Below are 18,929 nucleotides of genomic sequence, written 5' to 3' on the forward strand. Positions count from 1 at the left end.
GAGCCGGTGCGGGGGCGGTTACACTATGGGGTTTTCATCCACCCCTTGCCGCCCATCCTGCATCTGCCATGACTACCTTTAATGTAGAAAACGTCAACGTTACCCGTTTCGATTCCATGCCCACGCCGGAAGACTTGCATGCCAGTCTTCCCCTGACGGAAGCGGCGGGCACCGCTGTTACCAAGGGCCGTGAAACGCTGCGCAACATTCTCGATCGCAAGGATCCACGCATGTTCGTGGTGGTCGGACCGTGTTCCATCCATGATCCGGTTGCTGGCCTGGATTACGCACGTCGCCTGAAAAAATTACAGGCCGAAGTCAGCGACACCTTGCTGCTGGTCATGCGCGTCTACTTTGAAAAGCCCCGCACCACCACCGGCTGGAAGGGTTACATCAACGATCCGGACATGGATGATTCCTTCCAGATCGAGCGCGGCATGGCCGCTGCGCGCAAGTTTCTGCTCGACGTCTGCGAACTTGGCCTGCCCACCGCGACTGAAGCACTTGATCCGATTTCGCCGCAATTCCTGGGCGACCTGATCGCCTGGACCGCGATCGGCGCACGCACCACCGAATCCCAGACGCACCGCGAAATGTCCTCCGGCCTGTCGACCCCGGTCGGTTTCAAGAACGGCACCGACGGCGACATCGGCATTGCGATCAACGCGATCCTGTCAGCCTCGCATCCGCACTCCTTTCTCGGCATCAACGGCCAGGGCAAGGTGGCCATCGTGCGCACCAGCGGCAATCGCTATGGACATGTAGTCTTGCGTGGCGGCGACGGTCGTCCTAACTACGACACCGTGTCGGTAGCGATGGCCGAGCAAGCGCTGGCCAAGGCGAAGCTACCTGCCAATATCGTGGTCGACTGCTCGCATGCCAACAGCTTCAAGAACCCGGAGCTGCAACCGCTGGTCATGGCCGACGTGGTTAATCAAGTGCGTCTCGGCAGCAATTCGCTGGTCGGCGTGATGATCGAATCGAACATCGTCGCTGGTAAGCAATCCATTCCGGAAGATCTTTCCCAACTGCAGTACGGCTGCTCGGTAACCGATGGCTGCGTAGGCTGGGAGACCACTGAAAAGATGATCCGTGACGCCGATGCGATGCTGAAGGGCGTGCTCTCGGCACGGCTCAAATAAACTGCTTCACTTTATATAGATACTCTTTATCTTCAGCCTGCCGCAAGTTCGCAGGCTCCTCTCAAGCGCTGCCTGCATGAAGGCAGCGCTCCCCATGTAAGCAAGCCGCTTTGCCTGCCGTGCTCTATGCTGACGGGAAACAAGAATGCCATCGGCTTCCTGCCCCGCCTGGATGAATCTTTATTCGAAGTGGGACAAGGCGTGTGGTGCGTATTTTGCATGTGCGGCTGTTCATTGAAAGTCTGGAGAGCGCATCATGGCAACTGTCGGCGATTTCATCCTGCAGCGGCTGCAGCAATGGAAGGTACAACGCCTGTACGGCTATCCCGGTGATGGCATCAACGGGATCATGGGTGCCTTGGGCAGGCAGGACGCCATTTCCTTCGTGCAGACAAGGCATGAGGAAATGGCCGCTTTCATGGCCTGTGCGCATGCAAAATTTACCGGCGAGGTCGGCGTTTGCCTTGCCACTTCAGGCCCAGGCGCCATTCATTTATTGAACGGCCTGTACGACGCCAAGCTCGATCATCAGCCAGTAGTTGCGATCGTAGGCCAGCAAAAACGTGCATCGCTCGGCGGCGACTACCAGCAGGAAATCGACCTGATGTCGCTGTTCAAGGATGTCGCGCACGAGTACATCCAGATGGCGACCACGCCCGAGCAAGTGCGTCACCTGATCGACCGCGCGGTCCGGATCGCGCTTGACCAGCGTACCGTGACCTGCGTCATCGTGCCCAACGATGTGCAGGAACTCGATGCGGTGGAAGTGCCGCCGCGCGAACACGGCACCGTGCATTCCGGTATCGGCAGCGTAGGACGCAACCTGTTGCCAACCACCGACAGCTTGCAACAGGCTGCGGCATTGCTCAACAGTGGCAAAAGAGTCGCGATACTCGCCGGTGCAGGTGCATTGCAGGCAACCGATGAATTGATAGAAGTTGCTGAAATCCTTGGTGCAGGCATCGCCAAAGCGCTGCTCGGCAAGGCGGCCGTGCCTGATGAACTTCCCTTCGTCACCGGCTCGATCGGCCTTATCGGCACGCGCCCCAGCATGGATATGATGAACGAATGCGACACCTTGCTGATGGTTGGCTCGAGCTTCCCCTATGCGGAATTCCTGCCCAGAGAGGGGCAGGCGCGCGGGATCCAGATCGACATCGACGGACGCATGACCAGTCTGCGTTATCCCATGGAATGCAACCTGATCGGCGATGCTCGCGCGACCCTGCGCGCCTTGTTGCCGCTACTCGATCGCAAGAGCGACCGCAGCTGGCGCACGCAGATCGAAACCAATGTGCAGCGCTGGTGGAAGGTGATGGAACGACGTGCGCTGGACGACGCCAATCCGATCAATCCGCAACGGCCCTTTTACGAGTTGTCGCGTCGGCTGCCAGACGATTGCATTGTGACCTGCGACTCCGGATCCACTGCCGCATGGTATGCACTGCATCTGCAGATGCGGCGCGGCATGATGGCATCGCTGTCAGGCACGCTGGCGACCATGGGGTCAGCCGTGCCTTACGCAATTGCCGCCAAGTTCGCTCACCCGCAACGCCAGGTGATTGCGCTGGTCGGCGACGGTGCGATGCAGATGAACGGCATCAACGGATTGATCACAGTCGCCAAGAACTGGCGCGACTGGGGTAACCCCAAACTCGTGGTGATGGTGCTCAACAACCGGGACCTCAACTTTGTGACCTGGGAGCAGCGCGGACAGAAAGGCGATCCGAAATATCCGGCATCGCAGGATTTGCCGGATTTTGCTTACGCCGATTTCGCGCGCATGCTGGGCTTGCATGGCATGCGGGTCGAACGCCCCGATCAGATCGGTGCGGCCTGGGACAAGGCGCTCGCCTCGGACCGACCCTGTGTGCTCGAATTCGTCGCCGACGCCAACGTGCCGCCATTGCCGCCGCAAGTCACGCGTGCGCAGGCCAAGTCGTACTACGAGGCCATCGAAAAAGGCGACCCCGACGCGCAAGCCGTGAAGGCCGCATTGGCACAACAGCAGTCCGAGGCGTAATGCAGATAATGAATGTAAAGGACTAACACCTACTCAACCACTCCTGTGAGGAACGATGAAAAATACCGCTCTTCCACGTCACATTGGCTTCATCCCGGACGGCAACCGCCGCTGGGCCGTCAATCAGGGCCTGCACAAGCAGGACGGTTACGCATTCGGCATCGAACCCGGACTTGCGCTGTATGAACAGTGCAAGGAATACGGAATTGAAGAGGTGTCGGTTTACGGATTCACGCAAGACAACGTCAAGCGTCCGTCGGAACAGAAGGAAGCGTTCCGCCAGGCCTGCGTGCGTTTTGCACTCGAAATCCATGAGCGCGGTGCGGCCTTGCTGGTTGTCGGCGACGACGGTTCCCAGCAATTTCCATCCGAACTGCGCCGCTTCCGTCAGCGCCAGGGCTCCGGGATCAAGGTCAACTTCCTGGTGAACTATGGCTGGCAATGGGACTTGTCGGGTATCAGGGAAGGCGACATCTATTCGAAAGACGTGTCACGGCTCGACATGATTGTGCGGTGGGGCGGTGGAAGGCGGCTGAGCGGTTTTCTGCCGGTGCAGTCTGTCTATGCCGACTTTTATGTCGTCGATGACTATTGGCCGGACTTCAAGCTTGCGCACCTTGACGAGGCGCTGGCGTGGTTTGCCAAACAGGACCGCACGCTGGGTGGTTAAGTCAGTGGCCATGCCGATCTCGGCGTCCCGTCGCGCCACCTCAGGCATCGTCCTCTTCCGTTGTCACGTCCGATTCGATGGGATCGATCAGATGGGCATTGTTGTTGCTGACCCGGTTCACGTCGGTGCTGACCTTGTACCATTCGAAGGCTTCCGGCGGTAGTGCCACCGCACGTGCCAGGTGCTCGGCCTGATCGGGCGGCAGACTGTTGTCCATCCAGAGCGCGGCATCTTCGGCTGAAAACACGACTGGTCGGCGGTCGTGGACATCCACCAGCCCACCTTCGGCGGCGGCCGTCACGATGACAAAACCGGTATTCTCGCCCGGCTCTTTTTCCGGCCGATAACCGGTGATCGCTGCCAGAAACATCGGACGGTCGTCCCTGCGCCGGATATACCAGGGCTGTTTGTGGCCTTTCTCGCCGGTCCATTCATACCAGCCATCGGCCGGCACAATCGCGCGTCCCGCTTTCCAGAGCGAACGGAAGTAGGGACCGGTTGCCGCTTTCTCGATACGTGCGTTAATGGCGATTGGGATTTTCTTTTCGGCCGCCCACGATGGGCGGTAGCCCCAGGTAACCTGGTCAATATGTTCTCCGTCATCGCCGAAGCGGTGCATGAGCCAGGGAGCGGTACCAGGCGCCACATTCCAGCTCGGCCCGCGCCCATCTCCATGGCGGCCGAAGTCATCGACATTCCAGCCCATTTCATGTGCATACGCGACTTGCGACCGGTGTTGTGTGATGCGTCCGCACATGATGAAGAGTCCAGATGTTAGTTTTATCCGCTGACCAGCCCGTACAACATGGCGGCATTCAGCGACACGATAATCGTAACGACCAGCCACGCCAGCCGCTTCAGCCAGACTGGATTGGCAAAGATACCCATCTTGGCTTTGTCGCTGGTAAAGCGCACCAGCGGCACCACGGCAAACGGCAGCTGCAGGCTCAGGATTACTTGGCTCAGAATCAGTAGCTTCGCGGTACCGCTTTCGCCGTAGTAAACGGTCGCGATCAGCGCCGGTACGATGGCCACTGAACGCGTAACCAGACGTCGCAGCCATGGCCGCATTTTCAATTGCACATAGCCCTCCATCACTACCTGTCCCGCCAGCGTGGCGGTCAACGTCGAGCTCTGTCCCGACGCCAGCAAGGCCAGGCCGAACAGGAAACTGGCCACCGTTGTGCCGAGCAGCGGTGTGAGCAAGTGATAGGCATCCTGAATTTCAGCGACTTCATGGTGGCCGCTGGTATGGAATACCGCAGCCGAGGTGACCAGAATCGAAGCATTCACCAGCAGTGCAAAAAACAGGGCGATGACGACATCGATCGATGCGTACTTCATGGCATTACGCCGGCCTTCGTCGTTCAGTTCAAAGCGCCGCGTCTGTACCGTGGATGAATGGAGATACAGGTTATGCGGCATGACGGTCGCACCGATGATGCCGATGGCGAGATACAGCATCTTCGGATCGGTCACGGTTTGCGAGCTGGGTATGAGTCCAGCGGCGACTTGGCCCCACTGAGGGCTCGACAAAATCAGGTTGGCGCCGATGCAGACAAAGATCACTGCCAGCAACGATATGATCAGGGCTTCGAAATAACGAAAGCCGCGCTGCTGCAGCCACAGTACGACCAGCACATCGAGCACCGTGAGTGACACGCCCCAGGTGAGGGGAATACCAAACAGCAGGTTGAGCGCAATGGCGGTGCCGATGACTTCCGCCAGATCAGTCGCGCAGATCGCGATTTCGCAGACGATCCACTGAAAGAATGCCGAGCGGCGCGAGTAATGCTGTCGGCAAGCCTGTGCGAGGTCCATGCCGGTCGCGATGCCAAGCCGGGCCGACAAAATCTGGAGCAGGATCGCCATCAGGTTCGACAGCATGATGATCCATAGCAGTGAATAACCGAATGAAGAGCCGCCGGCGAGATCCGTTGCCCAGTTACCGGGGTCCATGTAACCGACGGCAACCAGATAGCCGGGACCCATGAAACCAAGCAGGCGTCGAACCCAGTGACCCTTGTGGGTCACCGTAATACTACGCAGCATGCTCGATCCGTTTGAGCCGTCGGCAGCAGTTGTCGATGCACCCCATGGAGCCGGTGTTTCTGCGATGGTGGGCGGCGGCATGAAGAGTCATCCTTTATGTTGAAAATGTCAGCGCTGAAGTACCTGTGCGTACAGCAAAACGCGCCGGCGAAAGCGATAAAGAGCTTTTGCCGGACGCATGGTGCGGGCACATTAATGCTGCATGCCCGCGCGGCATAACGTGATGATTGACATTACGGTTTAATGGTCTTGCCTTTCGCCGATTTCGACAGGCCGTCCGGTGCCGCACCGAGTTCGGCGCCAGTGGGCGGATCGATGGTCGGCTTGGACATCGTGCGTGCAGCCATGGCATCGAGAGCGGTCATCTCATCGGGCTTCAATTGCACGGTCGGCATGCCATCGCCGCCATCCACTGCTGCCTGTTCATTGCGGTCCGAGACGAACATCCATTGATCGCCCTGGTTCCAGGAACCGCGTGCATCACCTTCGCCCTGCGACATGTTGAAATACACACCGGTGAAACGAGGATCGCCTTGCAGTTTACCGGGCGGGAAATTCGGCTCGATGGCATAGAGCGCTTTTTCGAAGGACTTCTGATGCGCAATCTCCCGTGTCATCAGGAAACCGAGGGCTTCCTTCACACCAGGATCCTCCGTACAGTTGATCAGGCGCTCGTACACAATTTTCGCACGTGCTTCTGCGGCAATATTGGAACGCAGGTCGGCGGTTGGCTCGCCGATGGTATCGATATACGCAGCGGTCCATGGTACGCCGGCAGAGTTGATCAATGGCGAGCCGCCACCATACAGTACCTGGGTGACGTGGCTGTCGTTGCCGCCGCCGCTGATCTGGCGATACATTTCCGCTTCGGTGTCGATGCCTTCGGCCAGCTTGCCTTTGTTACCTTTGTTCAGCATCGCAACCAGGCTGCCAATGACTTCAAGGTGGCTGAGTTCTTCTGTCGCGATGTCCATCAGCATGTCTTTGCGCCCTGGATCATCTTCGGCCAGTGCTTGCGTGAAATAGCGGCACGCTGCAGCAAGTTCGCCCTGCGGTCCGCCGAATTGTTCAAGCAGAAGATTGGCCAGACCGGGATTGCTTTCGCTGACCCTTACTGTGTACTGGAGACGTTTGTTATGAGCAAACATGGTTATCCTTTCGAACGTTGCCTGGCACTGGCATAAGGCTGGCCAGGATTGCTTTGTGGAGTGGACGTCGAACGGATGCAAGACACATACCACGGCGCGATAACGCCGTGCGCGTGGTGATGAATGCGATATCTGCGTGTACGGGTGGGGTCGGGCGCATGCTGCGACCGGAAAGTTTTACCGGCCTATTTTATAAAATGCACACATAGGCATGCTGACATTTGCCATGTCAGACCGGACTAACAAAAAATGCTGCCAATGCACTCATATGCTTAGGCTATGAAGCTGATTGAAAATTCCTTGTGAATGAAGATGGCAAGATGCGTTCTGAACTCATTAAGCAGATCCAACAAGTCATCAAACCAGCAGACTGCTAAAGCTTAAGTACGAGTAACAGGGAAGTGTCAGCGCATCATGATGCGTCGCAGCGTGAAGCTGAACGCATCCACGAGTGCTACGAGCAAGAGCATCGCGACAATAACTGTAGCGGCCTGATGCATCTGGAAAAGCGAGAGGTGATACTTGAGCATCTGCCCGAGGCCACCAGCACCGACGACCCCGAGGATTGCCGCAGCACGGATATTATTTTCCCAGCGATAAAGTGTGTACGACATCATTTGTGGCAAAGCTTGCGGAAGCGTCGCATAAAAGAACGCGGCCATCGCATGCGTTCCGTTGATACGCAGTGCCGACTCCGGTTGGGGAAGCGCATTTTCCAGCGCATCGGCAAACAGTCTTCCAAGCACGCCACTGGTATGCAAGGCCAGCGCAAGCGTACCCGCAAACGGGCCAAGGCCGGCCGCAATCAACAGGATGGATGCCCATACCAGTTCCGGAATTGAACGCGATGCATTGAGCAGCATGCGTGTCACGCCTCGCGTTACACTACCGAAGCGTCCGCTCGCCGGAATCGCGAGCGCTGCACCGGCAAGCGCGGCAAGCAAAGTGCCCAGTGCCGACATCGCGAGGGTTTCGGCAGTAGCGCCAAGGACCTTGCGCAAAAAGTTCGGCGCCGTTTCTGGCGGCGCAAAACCTTTCAGAAAATCCACGCTGGTACGCAGTGCATCGCTGGTAAAGAGTGCCTTCCACTGCAGCGGCAGCGTCACGAAACTGGCGATCACCAGCAACAGCAGGCCGAACAGCAGCAACAGGGTTGAGCCGCGAATATGCGGGGGTGCCGGTGGCAAGCCGGTCTCGGACAACTTCATGCCAGCCTCCGCCGCAACATCTTGCTGACACCGTCCGCAGCGGCCACCAGCAGTACGAAAATGATCAACATGGTGGCCACTTCGCCGCCTGCCAGCATCTTCATGGATTCATCCATGCGCTGGCCGAGCCCGCCGGCACCGACAAAGCCCATCACTACGGAACCGCGGATCGCGCATTCCCAACGATACACGGTGTACGACACCAGTTCCGATGCCGAGTCCGGCAGTGCACCATAAAACAATGCAGCAAGGCGACTGCTGCCGTTGTATAGCAGTGCATCGGTAGCGTGCGGGTCGGTCGACTCGAGGATTTCTGCGTAGACCTTGCCGAGCATGCCACAGTAGGTCAATGCGATGGCCAGCACACCTGCGGTCGGACCGAGGCCAACGATACGCACTAGCAGCAGGGCCCAGACCAGTTCGGGCACGCTGCGCAACAGGATAAGCAGCCAGCGTAGCAACTGGCGCAGCGCACGTCCGGCCATGCTGATGCGCCCGGTGCCAAGGCGCGATATCGACAGCAATTCGGTGATCACCAGCGTCAGGGGTATCGCGCCAAGCAGCGCCAGCGCCATGCCGGCGGTCGCCATGGCAACCGTTTGCCAGGTCGCTTGCGCCACCAGTAACAGGAACTCGCTGGAATGCGCAGGCGGAATAAAAGAGAGCAGGAAGCGTCCGGTGGCTTGCAGGCTTTGCGCATCCAGCAGGATCCAGGGTTTGAATTCACTCCAGACCAGCAGCGGCCACAGCACCGCCAGTGCAATGACGAACGTAGTAACGCGGCCGCGCCATGCCGGATCGCGATAGGGCGTGAGACCGGCGTGAGCAGAATGAGCAGAATGAGCAGGGTGGGCCGGAGGTGCGGACATGCGCTTGGAAATACTTAGAAACAGCCGGGAGCGAAGCGACGCCCTGTCGTGCCCTCGCCGGCAGCGATACTATCGGCCATACCGGGATCGGTGCGATCGGCTTCGGGTGTCGACGTTCCCTGCTGGTAGAGGTCGGCAATCATGTGATCGCTCACCTTTTTGCTGGGTGCATCGAAAATAATACGGCCGTGGCGCAAGCCGACAATACGCGGAAAGAGCGCGCGTGCAAGTTCTACCTGGTGCAGGCTGCATACCATGCTGGCGTTACGTCGTGCTGCTTCTTGCTGCAGCACGTCAATCGTCTGCCGGGCCAGCGTCGGATCGAGCGCCGACAGTGGCTCGTCGATCAGGAATGCTTCTGCACCCGAGACGATCAGCCGGGCCAGGCTGCAGCGCTGGCGCTCGCCACCGGACAGACGGTCGACGCGCGCATAGAGTTTGTCCTGCAGGTTGAAGCGGCCAAGCGCTTCAAAGGCTGCCCGCGGGTCCGCCGGCTTGAGCAATGAAAGCAGTGCCTGCCCCAATGTCCATTGCGGCAGCCGCCCGGCGAGCACCGCGGTGACCACGCGCTGCCGGGGCGGCAACGGCGGTGTCTGCGGCGCCAGAAAAAGCCGGGTACGCAATGCATGCCGCTGCGCCGATGACAGCTTCCACGGCTCGACGCCGAATGCGGTAAAGCTTCCGCCATCATGCGCGCGTGCCAGTGCCAGCGTATGCAGCAGCGTGGTCTTGCCCGCACCTGACGGACCGATGAGCGCAAGCTGTTCGCCGCGCGCAATGTTCAGCGTCACATCGGACAACGCATGTTGCGGCAATGTAGGCGCATAGCGCACCGACACGCCGCTCAGTGAAAAGCTCATTACTTCAGCAGTCCTGCCTGTTGGGCAGCCTTTTCAATGGAGGTATAGTTCTCGGCCTTGGTGGGAATAAAGCGGCTCGCACGTTGCAGGTCCAGGATTTCCTTGGCTTTTGGATCATTCTTGTCGAGCGCGAGGAAAGCATCGGTCAGCTTCTTGCGCAGCGCAGGATCCATGTCCGAACGCACGCTCCAGTTGTAATCAAAGTATCCGGGCGTTGTGTAGAACACGCGCAGCGCATTGCGATCAACCTTGCCCTGTGCGATCAGCTTTTCCCAGACCGAGATGTTCAGCGCACCGGCATCCACCTTGCCACCGGATACGGCGGCGACTGTCGCATCATGCGCACCGGAGAAAGCGATGCGCTTCATGTCAGTGTCTGGATTGACGTTCGCATTCAGCAGATAAAAACGCGGCATTAGGTGACCGGAGGTCGACGATTCCGAGCCGAAAGCAAAAGTCTTTCCCTTCAGGTCTTCCAGCTTGTTGATCGACTTGTCGGTTGTAATGAATACCGATTTGAATTGTTCGTCTTCTTCGCGCTGTACCAACGGGATCACCTTGCCGCCGCTGCGTGCCTTCGCCTGCACGAAGGTAAAACCGCCGAACCATACCATGTCCAGCTTGTTGTTGATCAGGCCTTCGACCGAGGCGGCGTAATCCGTGACCGGCACGAACTCGACTTTCATGCCGAGCTTTTGTTCGAGATAGCTACCTAGCGGCTTGAACTTCCGTTGAAGTTCCGTTGGCGCCTCGTCAGGGATGGCCGACACCCGGAACACCTGTTGTGCCTGTGCCAGGCCGGCAATCAGGAATGTAGAAACGGTAAGCGCAACGCGAACAAAATTTTTCATGCGGAAGGGGAACCCAAGAGTTGAAGGAAGGCCGTTCTGGCCGGGAAGGAGGCGGCGACGCTGCGTCCGGTCGCCATGATAGCAAAACTGGACAAACTTCCCTTCCTTCGTCCGCCTGAGGATGTCCGGCAGGAACTTTTTCCTTGTTCGGCTCTCTTAACCGGTCTTTTGGCACGGATGCAGTACCCCGCTTCCATATCACTCACGGCGCACTCGCGCTGCAACATTCCTTTAATAACATTGCATGTCTGCTCATATCCACGTTCTCGTCGTTGACGATTTTTCCACCATGCGCCGTATCGTGTCCAACCTGTTACGGGAAATCGGATTCGCCAGGATTACCGAAGCAGAAGATGGAGAAAAGGCCTTGCATTGCCTGCGCTCCGGCATTCCCATCAATTTTGTGGTCACGGACTGGAATATGCCGGTCATGGATGGCTTGACCATGCTGCAAAAGATTCGCGCGACAGAAAACTTCAAAGACCTGCCGGTCCTGATGGTGACGGCCGAAGCGAAAAAGGAAAACATCATCGCAGCCGCCCAGGCCGGCGCCGACGGCTATATCGTCAAGCCCTTCAACGCCGCAACCCTGAAGGAAAAGGTCGACAAGATCCTGGCGAAAAAAGGGCTCGCTGTCTGATACGCATGACGCGCTTATCTGCGACTGAAACGACTGAAACATTACGCAGGTATGAGGAAAATGGGTATACCCGCTATGCCCTTCATGTGATGCCGGGATACCTACTTGCGAACCGGTAATCTGAAACAGTGACAAGCCTAGGTGCCTTGCTGCAGCAGTTTTAGCGTCGCACGTGCCGCTTCTTCCGAAGATGCCGGGTTTTGCCCGGTAATCAGGTTGCCGTCGACTTGGACATACGAGCTCCAGTCCGGTCCCTTCGAAAACTGACCGCCACCTTTTTTCAGCGAATCCTCGACCAGGAAAGGCACGACCTTGGTCAGCTGTACCGCTTCTTCCTCGGTATTGGTAAAACCGGTCACGCGCTTGCCTTCGACCAGCGGACGTCCGTTATGCAGCTTGGCATGACGGAGTACGCCGGGTGCATGGCACACCAGTGCGACCGGCTTGCCCGCCGCATACGCGCTCTGAATCATCGTCAATGAATCCTGGTCTTCCGACAAGTCCCATAACGGGCCGTGTCCGCCCGGATAAAACACCGCATCGAATTCCTCATGCGAAACGCTGGACAGCAACACGGTATTGGCCAGTGCCTGCTGTGCTTCCTTATCCTGCTTGAACCGTTGGGTCGCCGCGGTTTGGGCATCGGCATCATCACTCTTCGGGTCCAGCGGCGGCTGGCCACCCTTCGGCGAAGCCAATGTGATCCTTGCGCCTGCATCCTTGAAGACATAATAGGGCGCCGCGAATTCTTCCAGCCAGAAACCGGTTTTCTTGCCGGTATTTCCCAGCTGGTCATGTGATGTCAACACCATCAGAATATTCATAAGCTCTTCCCTCTATCGCTTGACAATGAATCAACGTAGAGTAAGCCTGCGTGTTGAAAGTTCGACCTTATGAACCGGAAAAGATCTTGCGGAAATGCATGGGCAATTGCTTACCGTGTAATGCTTTATTACCTGCAAGGTTATCGCGCATCCCTCATAATCGACTGAAAATAAAACCAATTATCGAGCCATCGGACCGTATCAAGAGGAGATAAGCATGACCAGCAATGCCGAAACGATTACCCACCGTATCTGTCCGCTCTGCGAGGCGTGCTGCGGACTGGAGCTGAGAGTAAGCGACAACAAGGTGGTTAGCATACGCGGCCATGACGAAGACGTGTTCAGTCACGGCTATATCTGTCCCAAGGGTGCGTCCCTGAAAGATTTGCATGAAGATCCGGACCGCTTGCGCACGCCGCTGATCAAGCGCGACGGCAAATTTGTCGAAGCGAGCTGGGATGAAGCATTCGCTGAAATCGAACGTCGCTTGCCGCCGGTGGTACAGGCGCACGGTGCCGATGCGCTTGCCATGGTGATCGGCAATCCTTCCGCGCACAAGATTGGCCTACTGCTGTACTTCGCGCGCCTGGCTAAGGCGATTGGCAGCCGCAATATGTTTTCCGCCTCCACGCTGGACCAGATGCCCAAGCAACTCTCGTGCGGATTGATGTTTGGTAATTGGTTGTCCTTCCCGGTACCGGATATCGAACGCAGTGATTTCCTGCTGATGCTGGGTGCCAACCCCATGGTGTCGAACGGCAGCTTGTGGACAGTGCCGGATTATCGTGGCAAGGCCAAGGCCATGCGCGCACGTGGCGGCCGTATCGTCGTCATCGATCCACGTCGCACCGAAACGGCCATGGCCGCCGACGAGCATCACTTCATCCGCCCTGGTGCGGATGTCTTCCTGCTGCTCGGCATGGTGCATACCCTGTTCGACGAACAACTGGTGCGGCTGGGGGTGCTTGCCGAACATGTCGCCGGTGTCGACCTGGTGAAGAGCGCGGTGAGCGACTTTACGCCTGAACGCATGGCCGATCGTTGCGGTATTGATGCTGCAACCATTCGCACGCTTGCAAGACGACTTGCGAGCGCCGAACGCGCCGCGGTCTATGGCCGCATGGGAACCTGTACCCAGGAGTACGGCACGCTGTGCAGCTGGCTGATCGATGTGCTCAATGTGCTGACCGGTCACCTTGACCAGGAAGGCGGTGCGATGTTTTCGAAGGCTGCCGCATTTTCCGCCAATACCACCGGCAAGCCCGGCATTGGCCGGGGCATCATCACCGGCCGGCGCAGAAGCCGTGTATCGGGTGCGCCGGAAGTCATGGGGGAGTTTCCGATTGTCTGTCTGGCGGAAGAGATCCAGACACCGGGCGATGGACAAGTGAAGGCCTTGATTTCGATTGCCGGCAATCCGGTGTTGTCGGCACCGAATGGACCGCGTCTTTCCGAAGCGCTCGACGGGCTGGAATTCATGGTTAGCGTCGACATCTACCTGAACGAAACCACGCGCCATGCCGATGTCATCCTGCCCGGCCTGTCGCCGCTGGAAGAATCGCATTACGACGTCGCATTCCCGCAGTTCAGCTATCGTAATCATGCGCGGTACAGCGAGCCGGTACTGCAGCGCAATCCGGCACAGCCGCCGGAATGGCAGGTGCTGCTACGCCTTGCCGCGATCGTGCAAGGCAAGGGCGCGCAGGCCGACGTATTGAAGCTGGATGATGCGTTGTTTGCCGAAGATGTGCGGCGCATGGCGGGGGAGCATGCCGATGCGGTACTGGCTGCCTTATCACATCTGAATGGCCCTGAGCGCCAGATCGACCTCGCCTTGCGCACCGGTCCCTACGGCGACCAGTTCGGCCGTAATCCGGGCGGCATCAACCTCGCCAAGGTCAAGGCGGCGCCTGGCGGCATCGACCTCGGCCCCTTGCAATCACGCATACCGGAAGTGCTGCGCACACCGTCGGGCAAGATTGAACTCGCGCCTGAGATGCTGCTCGCAGACCTGAGCCGGGTACGCGGCGATCTGGCTCAACCCGCTCCCGCGCTGGTCGTGATTGGCAGGCGCCATGTCCGTTCGGGCAATAGCTGGATGCATAATCTGCCTATCCTTGCCAAAGGCCCGTTCCGCTGTACCGCCCTGGTCCATTCCGTCGATGCGCAGCGACTTGGCCTGCAATCAGGAAGCACGGCGCGTATCAGCAGCGGCGGACGCTCCATCGAAGCACAGGTAGAAATCAGCGATGACATGATGCCCGGCGTGGTCAGTCTCCCGCACGGCTGGGGTCATGACATGCCTGGCACACGCATGCGCGTGGCGGCAGAACGCCCTGGCGCCAACCTGAATGCTATTCTCGATGAAGGCAAACGGGATCCCTTGTCGGGCAATGCGGTGTTGAGTGGGGTGGCGATAGAAATGACTGCCGTGATCAATGCATGACTTCATAAACTGCACGATGAGGGCGTAAAAAAGGCAGACCGAACGGTCTGCCTTTAGATGACTTCGAAGTCCTTACTTCTTCGCTGCGTCGGCCTTGTCTTCAGCTGCATCTTTCTTGGCTTCAGCCACTTTTTTCTTGGCCTTCTTGTCGGCTTTGGCTTTTGTCTTGTCAGCATCGGCGTTAGCCTTCGCGACTTTTTCTTCCGCCTTTGCGTCTGCCTTTGTCGATTTCTCCGCAGCCTTTGCGTCCGCCTTGGCGGCTTTTGCTTCTTCCTTCGTGGCCGGTGCAGTCGTCGTTGTTGTGCCTGCCGGTGTGGTAGCAGTTTGCGCAAATGCTGCGGTCGTGAACAGGCCTGCAATCAGGGTAGCAATCAGTTTGTTCATGGTCGTCCTCTGTAGTTGATATAGAAAATCGCTGCATCTCTACAAACGACCTGTCTTGGCCTCGAGTTGACTATGACGTTGTAAGCAATTGTTATAGCGACATCGTTGCCAAAAGTGACATATAAAGAGTTGCTTACAAGTGGTTGCGCAAAATCAAGCTTCGGCTGCATTTCTTACCGCAAAGAGTTTCGTGAAGGCAAAATTACTCATCGTTTTCAAGGAGCTAAGCATGCGCAAGAAATCACCACTGGTTGCACAAGAGGGTTACACGCCAAATCATTTGCTGGACACCCTGATGACAATGCTCGGCGCGAAAAGCGATGCGGCACTGGCTCGTATTCTCGCCGTGCCGCCTTCAACCATCAGCAAGGTGCGCCACAAGCAAGTCGCCATCAATTCCGATCTGCTGCTGGCAGCGCATGAGCTCACGGAAATGAGCATCCGCGAATTACGTGACCTGATGGGAGACACCAAGTCCAAATATTGGCTCGGTGGTATGGATAGTGTCGTTAAGACACGTACCATCTCTGCCATGCCGCGCTATCATCGCGAAGCGTCGCAGATTGTCAGCCATGCCTGAACGTCGCACGCGGGAAACCGCGTCGCAAAAAATTAAGCGGTACATGTTGCAGGCATGTACCGCACGATGAAAAGGCGATTCGTCACATCGCCTGAATCTCAACCTGCATTCAATTAGTTTTTATTTCCGTTTCCCTGCTCCTGGTTTTCCTGCTCATTGTTGTGTGCATCTGTTTGCTCGCCACGATGGTTCGCCCTGCGATCCGCAGAGTCACGCGGGACCGCGCGTCGCTCAGCCATGCGGCGTTCGCGGAACTTGTTAAGGTCGTAACTTGCTTGTTCAAACGGTGTTTCTGGTCGCGTCATTCTGTATCTCCGCCATAGGAATCGGCATTCGCCTGTACCAAGTCTAAGAGCTTGGCTCTGCGCAACTTTGATACGGAGCAAACGCACACTAGTCCTGTACAAATCAGGACAAAGAAAACGGCCATCACACATGGGTTTAAAACAAGCGCTTTAGACAAGCACTTAAAGACAACGCGCATAGGCAATCTGGCATATCGGGCAATGCATCCAGCAAGCTATCAGCGTAGAATACTGTGCATATATACAGTATGCGAAACTGATGGAACTGATCGACAAGCTGGAAATTCTCGCCGATGCGGCGAAGTACGATGCATCCTGTGCCAGCAGCGGTGCACCTAAACGCTCTTCCGCAGGTAAGGATGGCATCGGCGCCACGACTGGCATGGGAATTTGCCACAGCTACACCCCGGATGGGCGCTGTGTCTCGCTATTGAAAATCCTGTTGACCAACTACTGCTTATACGACTGCCAGTATTGCGTCAATCGACGTAGCAGCGATGTGCCGCGTGCGCGGTTTGCAGTCAACGAAGTTGTCAGGTTGACTACCGACTTTTACCTGCGCAATTACATTGATGGCTTGTTCCTGAGTTCGGGCATCATCCGTTCCGCCGACTACACAATGGAGCAGTTGATTCTGGTGGCAAAGCTGTTGCGGGAAGAGCATCAGTTTCGTGGCTATATCCATCTCAAGACAATTCCCGATGCGGCTCCCGAACTGATTGCTGAAGCCGGTCGCTATGCCGACCGTCTCAGCGTCAATATCGAGCTTCCGACTGCCGCCGGGATCGAGCGCCTTGCGCCGGAAAAGAGTGTGCATACCATCAAGCTCGCGATGGGATCGATTCGCCGCAAACTCGACGAAAAGGAAGCCGAGCCCAAAGCGCCGCGCTATGCACCGGCCGGACAAAGTACGCAAATGATCGTCGGCGCCGACCAGGCCGACGATAGCACCATCCTCAACACGGCCGAAACCCTGTACGGCGCTTACAAACTCAAGCGTGTCTATTACTCGGCGTTCAGCCCGATTCCCCATAGCCCGAGCGGACTGCCGAGCAAGCCGCCTCCGATGATGCGCGAGCACCGGCTCTACCAGGCGGACTTCCTGCTGCGTGGCTATGGCTACAACGTGAAAGAATTATTGCCGGCCGCAGGCAATCTTGCGCTCGACATCGATCCCAAACTGGCCTGGGCATTGGCTCATCGTGAACACTTTCCACTCGACCTCAATACTGCGGATCCGAGTTTGATCGTACGTGTTCCCGGCATTGGTTTGCGCAATGCGCGACGACTAGTGGAACTTCGCCGGGCACGGCGAATCCGTTATGCAGATCTGGCACGCCTTCGCTGCAGCATGGACAAGCTCAAACCATTCATCGTGACCGCTGACTACCGGCCGCAGCACGACACTGCATCATCGGAAGCCTTGCGTCGCGCACTGGCTGATCGACCGCAACAACTCGGCCTGTGGCCGGCATTGCAGGAAGCCGCATGACGGTACAGGTGCGTGTCGCCGGATTTGATGACTGGCGCGATGTGGCGAGGCAATTGATTGCTGCTCATGTCGCACCACATGATATTCAGTGGACCGCACAGCAAGTCAGCACCGACCTGTTTGCCAATGAGTCATGGCAAGCACTTGCCGTACAACCGGCCGCGAATGGAGCAAGGTCGTTGCAGGTGCCGCGGCGTCTGCTCGACATGCTGGCTACGGCCAGTTGTTATCAGGCAGACGATCGCTGGAGTTTTCTTTACAAGGTTTTATGGCGCTGGAACCTTGGTGAGCAAGCAGTGATGTCCGCTGCGGATGAGGACGGCATGCGATTACATGCGATGGTGAAAACGGTTGAGCGTGAAGAGCACAAGATGCATGCCTTTGTGCGGTTTCGCGAAAGACCTGCGGAGCAGGGTGATCCCCGGTTTGTCGCATGGTTCGAACCGGAGCACGACATCCTGACGCGCGTGGCGCAACACTTTTCGCATCGCATGGGTAAGAGCAGCTGGATGATCGGTACGCCGAAAGGTTCGGCCGTGTGGGACGGCGCCGGGCTGCACTTCGGCCCTCCGGTGGCGCGTGTCGATGACATCGCGGATAGCGGCGAAGCTCTGTGGCTCGCGTACTACCGCAGTATTTTCAATCCTGCCCGCTTGAATACCGGGGCGATGGAGATGCATATGCCTGTACGTTACTGGAAGAACCTGCCGGAAGGCAAACTGATTCCCGAACTGGTCAGCCGTGCCGGGACTGGCGGCCAGCGTGTCGGGCAGGCCAAAGAAGTTGGCGTGCGCAAAGGGAAGACCATCGACATCGCTCCTGCGGATGCACAACCGCAGCGTGATGCGCCCACCGATCTTGACCAGTGTCGGCGCTGCGACTTATGGAGCATGGCAACGCAGGGTGTGCCTGGCGTCGGACCCGCTCATGCGACGATCATGCTGGTTGGTGAGCAGCCGGGCGACCAGGAAGATCTTGCCGGGCTGCCCTTTGTCGGCCCCGCCGGAAAACTGCTGGACGATGTGATGCAGCAGGCCGGCGTGGACCGCGATACCGTCTACCTGACCAACGCCGTCAAGCATTTCAAATGGGAGCCACGCGGCAAGCGACGCCTGCACAAGACGCCGGGGCAACGTGAGATTTCAGCCTGTCATTACTGGCTGGAACACGAGATTGCGGCAATCAGGCCCAAAGTATTGGTAGCGCTGGGCAGCACCGCGCTCAAGTCGATCATGCAAAGCAGCAAGGTTACCTTGAACAGCATGCTTGGCAATCCGGTGCAGCATGACGGTCAGTGGGTGGTCGCAACCTACCACCCGGCCTACGTCTTGCGGGTGCCGGATGAGCAATTGAAAGCGGCGGCCTTCGCCGACATGGTGAAAGCCTTGCAAGCCGCGGAGCGGCTCATCGCCGGGGACGCGCGACATCACTGAAT

Annotated in this window: 18 protein-coding genes; 8 read left to right on the forward strand and 10 right to left on the reverse strand. The window is 57.8% G+C overall.

Going from position 1 to position 18,929, the window contains the following annotated elements; genetic code table 11:
- Positions 1 to 68: 68 nt before the first annotated feature.
- The 3 genes from ACFQUU_RS09870 to ACFQUU_RS09880 all read left to right on the forward strand — a co-directional run bounded on the left by ACFQUU_RS09870 (position 69) and on the right by ACFQUU_RS09880 (position 3,835).
- Entirely contained in the window at positions 69 to 1,142 is a 1,074-nt protein-coding gene (locus tag ACFQUU_RS09870; protein ID WP_382246253.1) for a 3-deoxy-7-phosphoheptulonate synthase, read from the forward strand.
- A 256-nt stretch (positions 1,143 to 1,398) separates the two neighbouring features.
- The gene (locus ACFQUU_RS09875; RefSeq protein WP_382246256.1) at positions 1,399 to 3,165 is read left to right on the forward strand and encodes a thiamine pyrophosphate-requiring protein; all 1,767 of its coding nucleotides are present in this window, start codon (positions 1,399 to 1,401) and stop codon (positions 3,163 to 3,165) included.
- Positions 3,166 to 3,220: 55 nt separating this feature from the next.
- On the forward strand, positions 3,221 to 3,835 hold the full coding sequence (locus ACFQUU_RS09880; RefSeq protein ID WP_382246259.1) for an undecaprenyl diphosphate synthase family protein: 615 nt from the start codon (positions 3,221 to 3,223) through the stop codon (positions 3,833 to 3,835).
- A 40-nt stretch (positions 3,836 to 3,875) separates the two neighbouring features.
- On the opposite strand, the gene ACFQUU_RS09885 is transcribed toward ACFQUU_RS09880, so the two are convergent.
- From ACFQUU_RS09885 to ACFQUU_RS09915, 7 genes are all read right to left on the reverse strand, one after another.
- The gene (locus tag ACFQUU_RS09885; protein WP_382246262.1) at positions 3,876 to 4,592 is read right to left on the reverse strand and encodes an SOS response-associated peptidase; all 717 of its coding nucleotides are present in this window, start codon (positions 4,590 to 4,592) and stop codon (positions 3,876 to 3,878) included.
- 23 nt (positions 4,593 to 4,615) lie between these two features.
- Positions 4,616 to 5,968: an Nramp family divalent metal transporter gene (locus ACFQUU_RS09890; RefSeq protein WP_382246265.1), complete on the reverse strand. Its 1,353-nt coding sequence runs from the start codon at positions 5,966 to 5,968 to the stop codon at positions 4,616 to 4,618.
- Between the two features lie 152 nt (positions 5,969 to 6,120).
- Positions 6,121 to 7,035, reverse strand: a complete 915-nt coding sequence (locus tag ACFQUU_RS09895) for a manganese catalase family protein (protein WP_382246268.1) — start codon at positions 7,033 to 7,035, stop codon at positions 6,121 to 6,123.
- Positions 7,036 to 7,439: 404 nt separating this feature from the next.
- Complete coding sequence (gene phnE / locus ACFQUU_RS09900) at positions 7,440 to 8,243, reverse strand: phosphonate ABC transporter, permease protein PhnE (RefSeq protein WP_382246271.1); 804 nt, start codon at positions 8,241 to 8,243, stop codon at positions 7,440 to 7,442.
- On the reverse strand, positions 8,240 to 9,112 hold the full coding sequence (locus tag ACFQUU_RS09905) for a PhnE/PtxC family ABC transporter permease (RefSeq protein ID WP_382246274.1): 873 nt from the start codon (positions 9,110 to 9,112) through the stop codon (positions 8,240 to 8,242). Before ACFQUU_RS09905 ends, phnE begins: the two co-directional genes overlap by 4 nt.
- A 14-nt stretch (positions 9,113 to 9,126) precedes the next feature.
- Entirely contained in the window at positions 9,127 to 9,972 is an 846-nt protein-coding gene (locus ACFQUU_RS09910) for a phosphonate ABC transporter ATP-binding protein (protein WP_382246276.1), read from the reverse strand.
- Positions 9,972 to 10,823, reverse strand: a complete 852-nt coding sequence (locus tag ACFQUU_RS09915) for a putative selenate ABC transporter substrate-binding protein (protein ID WP_382246279.1) — start codon at positions 10,821 to 10,823, stop codon at positions 9,972 to 9,974. Before ACFQUU_RS09915 ends, ACFQUU_RS09910 begins: the two co-directional genes overlap by 1 nt.
- 244 nt (positions 10,824 to 11,067) lie before the next feature.
- Here ACFQUU_RS09915 and ACFQUU_RS09920 point away from each other — a divergent pair, with 244 nt between their 5' ends.
- The gene (locus tag ACFQUU_RS09920) at positions 11,068 to 11,463 is read left to right on the forward strand and encodes a chemotaxis response regulator CheY (protein ID WP_382246282.1); all 396 of its coding nucleotides are present in this window, start codon (positions 11,068 to 11,070) and stop codon (positions 11,461 to 11,463) included.
- Positions 11,464 to 11,600: 137 nt separating this feature from the next.
- Here ACFQUU_RS09920 and ACFQUU_RS09925 read toward each other — a convergent pair whose 3' ends face one another.
- Positions 11,601 to 12,287, reverse strand: coding sequence for a type 1 glutamine amidotransferase domain-containing protein (locus ACFQUU_RS09925; RefSeq protein ID WP_382246285.1), 687 nt, complete (start codon positions 12,285 to 12,287; stop codon positions 11,601 to 11,603).
- A 217-nt stretch (positions 12,288 to 12,504) separates the two neighbouring features.
- On the opposite strand from ACFQUU_RS09925, the gene ACFQUU_RS09930 reads away from it, so the two are divergent.
- Complete coding sequence (locus tag ACFQUU_RS09930) at positions 12,505 to 14,733, forward strand: molybdopterin-dependent oxidoreductase (protein ID WP_382246288.1); 2,229 nt, start codon at positions 12,505 to 12,507, stop codon at positions 14,731 to 14,733.
- Positions 14,734 to 14,805: 72 nt separating this feature from the next.
- Here ACFQUU_RS09930 and ACFQUU_RS09935 read toward each other — a convergent pair whose 3' ends face one another.
- Complete coding sequence (locus ACFQUU_RS09935; protein ID WP_382246291.1) at positions 14,806 to 15,117, reverse strand: hypothetical protein; 312 nt, start codon at positions 15,115 to 15,117, stop codon at positions 14,806 to 14,808.
- Between the two features lie 229 nt (positions 15,118 to 15,346).
- Here ACFQUU_RS09935 and ACFQUU_RS09940 point away from each other — a divergent pair, with 229 nt between their 5' ends.
- Positions 15,347 to 15,697: a hypothetical protein gene (locus tag ACFQUU_RS09940; protein ID WP_382246294.1), complete on the forward strand. Its 351-nt coding sequence runs from the start codon at positions 15,347 to 15,349 to the stop codon at positions 15,695 to 15,697.
- A 113-nt stretch (positions 15,698 to 15,810) separates the two neighbouring features.
- Here the strand turns inward: ACFQUU_RS09940 and ACFQUU_RS09945 are convergent, their stop codons facing one another.
- On the reverse strand, positions 15,811 to 16,002 hold the full coding sequence (locus tag ACFQUU_RS09945; protein ID WP_382246297.1) for a hypothetical protein: 192 nt from the start codon (positions 16,000 to 16,002) through the stop codon (positions 15,811 to 15,813).
- Between the two features lie 259 nt (positions 16,003 to 16,261).
- Between ACFQUU_RS09945 and ACFQUU_RS09950 the strand changes: the two genes are divergently transcribed.
- Entirely contained in the window at positions 16,262 to 17,494 is a 1,233-nt protein-coding gene (locus ACFQUU_RS09950) for a putative DNA modification/repair radical SAM protein (RefSeq protein ID WP_382246299.1), read from the forward strand.
- Entirely contained in the window at positions 17,491 to 18,927 is a 1,437-nt protein-coding gene (locus ACFQUU_RS09955; protein ID WP_382246302.1) for a UdgX family uracil-DNA binding protein, read from the forward strand. Before ACFQUU_RS09950 ends, ACFQUU_RS09955 begins: the two co-directional genes overlap by 4 nt.
- The last annotated feature ends 2 nt before the right edge of the window (positions 18,928 to 18,929 follow it).

Source organism: Herbaspirillum sp. GCM10030257 (assembly GCF_042666555.1).
In the GTDB taxonomy this organism is placed as follows: domain Bacteria; phylum Pseudomonadota; class Gammaproteobacteria; order Burkholderiales; family Burkholderiaceae_D; genus Noviherbaspirillum.